5 protein-coding genes are annotated in these 3,333 nt (G+C 38.2%); 4 read left to right on the top strand and 1 reads right to left on the bottom strand.

The annotated features are described in order from the left end of the window. Positions 1-218: 218 nt before the first annotated feature. Positions 219-530 (bottom strand): XRE family transcriptional regulator, encoded by a 312-nt coding sequence (locus tag ACFINH_RS09355; RefSeq protein ID WP_114647946.1) that lies wholly within the window; start codon positions 528-530, stop codon positions 219-221. A 94-nt stretch (positions 531-624) separates the two neighbouring features. Here ACFINH_RS09355 and ACFINH_RS09350 point away from each other — a divergent pair, with 94 nt between their 5' ends. The 4 genes from ACFINH_RS09350 to ACFINH_RS09335 all read left to right on the top strand — a co-directional run bounded on the left by ACFINH_RS09350 (position 625) and on the right by ACFINH_RS09335 (position 3,199). Next, positions 625-942 (top strand): hypothetical protein, encoded by a 318-nt coding sequence (locus tag ACFINH_RS09350; protein ID WP_375632866.1) that lies wholly within the window; start codon positions 625-627, stop codon positions 940-942. Between the two features lie 574 nt (positions 943-1,516). Then, positions 1,517-1,843 carry a dATP/dGTP diphosphohydrolase domain-containing protein gene (locus tag ACFINH_RS09345; RefSeq protein ID WP_375610982.1) on the top strand — a complete coding sequence of 109 codons (327 nt, stop codon included), beginning with the start codon at positions 1,517-1,519 and terminating at the stop codon, positions 1,841-1,843. A gap of 11 nt (positions 1,844-1,854) precedes the next feature. Then, positions 1,855-2,421: a hypothetical protein gene (locus tag ACFINH_RS09340; protein WP_375632864.1), complete on the top strand. Its 567-nt coding sequence runs from the start codon at positions 1,855-1,857 to the stop codon at positions 2,419-2,421. A 19-nt stretch (positions 2,422-2,440) separates the two neighbouring features. Then, a complete protein-coding gene (locus ACFINH_RS09335; protein WP_375632862.1) occupies positions 2,441-3,199 on the top strand; it encodes a hypothetical protein in 759 nt (252 codons plus the stop codon). Positions 3,200-3,333: the final 134 nt, after the last annotated feature.

The following is a 3,333-nucleotide window of genomic DNA, read 5'->3' as shown; positions in this document are numbered from 1 at the left end:
TCAGAATTTATAAACACTGGTTTATTCACAAATGCCTCCATACTGCCTATTGGCAAAAGTTATTTTCTAAGATATGGAACTTATATTTCATTATTTATGAAAATTGTCAATATAAAAATTCAGAAAATATGAAATTTTAATAAAGTGTAGGTTAATTATGGATAAACTAATGTTAGAAAAACTTTGGAATTGTGGAGATAAAAAAGTGATGGCTGCTATTATTTTTTGTCTGAAGAACAAGAATTCTGAAGAATCGTTAAAACAGCTTTCTGAACTTCGGGATTTGCTTGATAATACAGTTGAATAAACTGTTCAGATTCTTTGATTAGAAAAGGGGGGATTTCGCCAAAAAAATCAATAATTTCTATTAATTCACTTGCTTTTATTGATCTTTTTGTACCTGAATCATGCAACATACTAGTTAAGGTAGATGGTAACACTCCTAAATGCTTGGCTAGCATTTTCTTACTACCATGACCATTTTTAGCTAATTGCGCATTAAGCCATACCTTTAACTGATCTGATTCCATAAAATACAAAGTCTTTCATATGAAATGAAAAATCAATAAAAAAAATATGAAATTTTATCTTGATAAAATTCATAAAATATGAAATTTTATCTTTATGAAAAAAGAACCTGCGTATACTATAATAAAATATCTAGGGGGGGCTATTAACGTTTCGCGTATTTTGAAGAAATGTAAAGGAGCTGTTTATCGTATCACTTATTCTAAAGAGAAGGGTGGTTCTAATGGATTGTTTCCTTCAATTTATCAAGCGCAGTTATTAACCTACGCACGTGATCATGGGATAGATTTGCGTCCAGAAGATTTTTTTTATCCCGAGCGCTTGCAGAGATTAATGCAAGAGCAACACCCCCCAATGACTACATTTGCAAAAAGTTCCGGCGTTGATAGCGCGCGTGAGACTTTGCAGCCTTAAGGAGGTGATGATGGCTGTAGAAAAGAAATACGAACTTACTGATGAAACAATTGAGTTTGCTGGAAAAACTCTTCACCGCATTCGTGCATTGAGAAGCTTTGGAAAAGTTAAAGCAGGTGATGTTGGTGGTTTTGTAGAGAGTGAAGGCAACCTCTCTCATGAGGGCGATTGTTGGGTTGGGAATAGGGCATGGGTTTATGGTGATGCACGTGTTTTTGGCAATGCCAAGGTTCTTGGTTTTTCTCATGTTTATGACAATGCCCGTGTTTATGAGAATGCCAATGTTCTTTTAGCAGCTGCGATTTATGGCAACGCCAAGGTTTGTGGTAATGCGCATGTATTTGGCAATGCTAGGGTTTACGGTCAAGCCGCGGTTTTTGGTAATGCTTACGTTTACGATAATATCCATGTTTATGGCAACGCCAAGGTTTATGGCAACGCCAAGGTTTGTGGTTATGCCAAGGTTTGTGATGCTGCTAAGGTGTTCGGTCATGCCGTGGTTTATGGTAAGGCCAAGATTTATGGAAATGCATATGTTTGCGGCACTGAAGAATATGGTGGCGACAGAGTTTATATGTGTTCACATAATGCAAATGAAGCGCATAAGAATGATGATGGTAAGCCTCGTGTAGAGCTTATACCGCCGTTGGCACTGCTTGAAATTGGTAAAGTTTTAGAGTTTGGGGCAAAGAAGTACGGAGCAAACAATTGGCGTAATGGCATGCACTGGAGCAGGTTACACGGTGCTGCTTTACGTCATTTATTAGCATGGTTTGGTGGAGAGCATAAGGATGCTGAGAGTGATTTATCACACTTGGCACATGCGGCTTGTTGCATTCTTTTTTTAATGGAATGCGAAGCACAACAGATTGGTCATGATGACCGCCCTCATAAAAATTAAAGGAGATAAAGATGAGTTCGAATGAGATTTTATGGATAGCAGTGGTTTCAGTTTTGCTCTTAAGCGGAGTGATGTTTCGTATTGCATTGCATTATCGCGATCAAGTTAAAGCACTTAAAGAGCAGGTTCAAGATATTAAGAAAAAAATGAAAGAGAATGAGTTTAGGTATTTAATGGAAAGCAAGCAGACAATTGATGAATGTGATGCGGATCTTGAAGAACGTGACAAGGAAATTAAACAACTGAAGCAAGAGATTGAAGAACGTGACGAGGAAATTAAACAACTGAAACAAAAGACTGAAGAGCATGAAAAGGCGTTCAGAAATGTAAGTGAAGTTGTAATGACACTCGAAGCAGATGTTCAATCACGTGATACGGAAATTAAAGAATTGAAGCAAAAGATAGATGCGTACCGAGAAGACTTTAAACGGAAAAGTGAAAAGATACAGGCACTAAAAGCAGATGTTGCATCACGCGACGAGCAAGTTGAAAGACTAACACAAGAGCTTAAACAGCGTGATGAAGTAGTAAAAGCGCCGCCTCATAAGAATAAGAAGAGTAAGAAGAAAAGTAAGTGAGAAGATAGAGGTGGAAGATATGATACTTAAAAAGAAGTATGAATCTACTGATGAAACAATCGAAGTTAATGGAGTTACGCTTCACCGTATACGTGCTTTAAGAAATTTTAGAGATGTGTACGCAGGTGACTTAGGTGGCTTTATTGAAAATGAAAGCAATTTAAGTCATGAGGGAGACTGTTGGGTTGGGGACGATGCAAAGGTTTATGGTAGTGCTAGGGTTTACGGTCGAGCCAAGGTTTTTGGTAATGCCAACGTTTATGATAACGCTCATGTTTATGGCAATGCCATTGTTTATTTTGATGCTAAAGTTTTTGGTAATGCACATGTATACGGTACAGCAATAATTTGTGAAAATGCCCGTGTGTGTGGTGATGCATGGATTGATACAGGTTTTATTAGTGGTTGTGATTTAGTTAATAGTAGTAAAAAGAAATACGAACTTACAGACGATACAGTTGATCTCGGTCCTTTCAAGTTACACCGAATACGAGCATTGAGAAGCTTTGGCAAAGTAAGGAAAGGTGATTTAGGTGGCTGGGTAGAGAGTGAAGAGAACCTCAGTCACGAAGGTAATTGTTGGATTAGTGGTTTAGGGGCTGTTTTTGGTGGCGGCAGATTACGTGGTGATCACCTAGTTCCAAACTTTAATTACATTTCCAATACGACTTATAAATTGTCTATGTTAACACCACAACAATACATGGCATCTCTACCTTGGCACCGTAGAATATGGGAGCGACTCCGTTATTATTGGGAGTGCGGAATATGGCTTTAGAGCTTCATAAACGTGATGAATAATACAATTCTTTGTTTTGATCTAGGTACCAAAACAGGGTGGGCGATACGTGGTGCAAGTGGTGACATGTTCAGTGGTACCGTGAATTTTCAATCGCGCCGTTTTGAAGGCGG

Origin of the sequence: Bartonella sp. AA74HLJMH, from assembly GCF_042197045.1 — a bacterium.
Taxonomy (GTDB): domain Bacteria; phylum Pseudomonadota; class Alphaproteobacteria; order Rhizobiales; family Rhizobiaceae; genus Bartonella.
The sequence above is the reverse complement of the archived record's forward strand: the minus strand, read 5'-3'. Positions and strand labels throughout refer to the sequence as shown.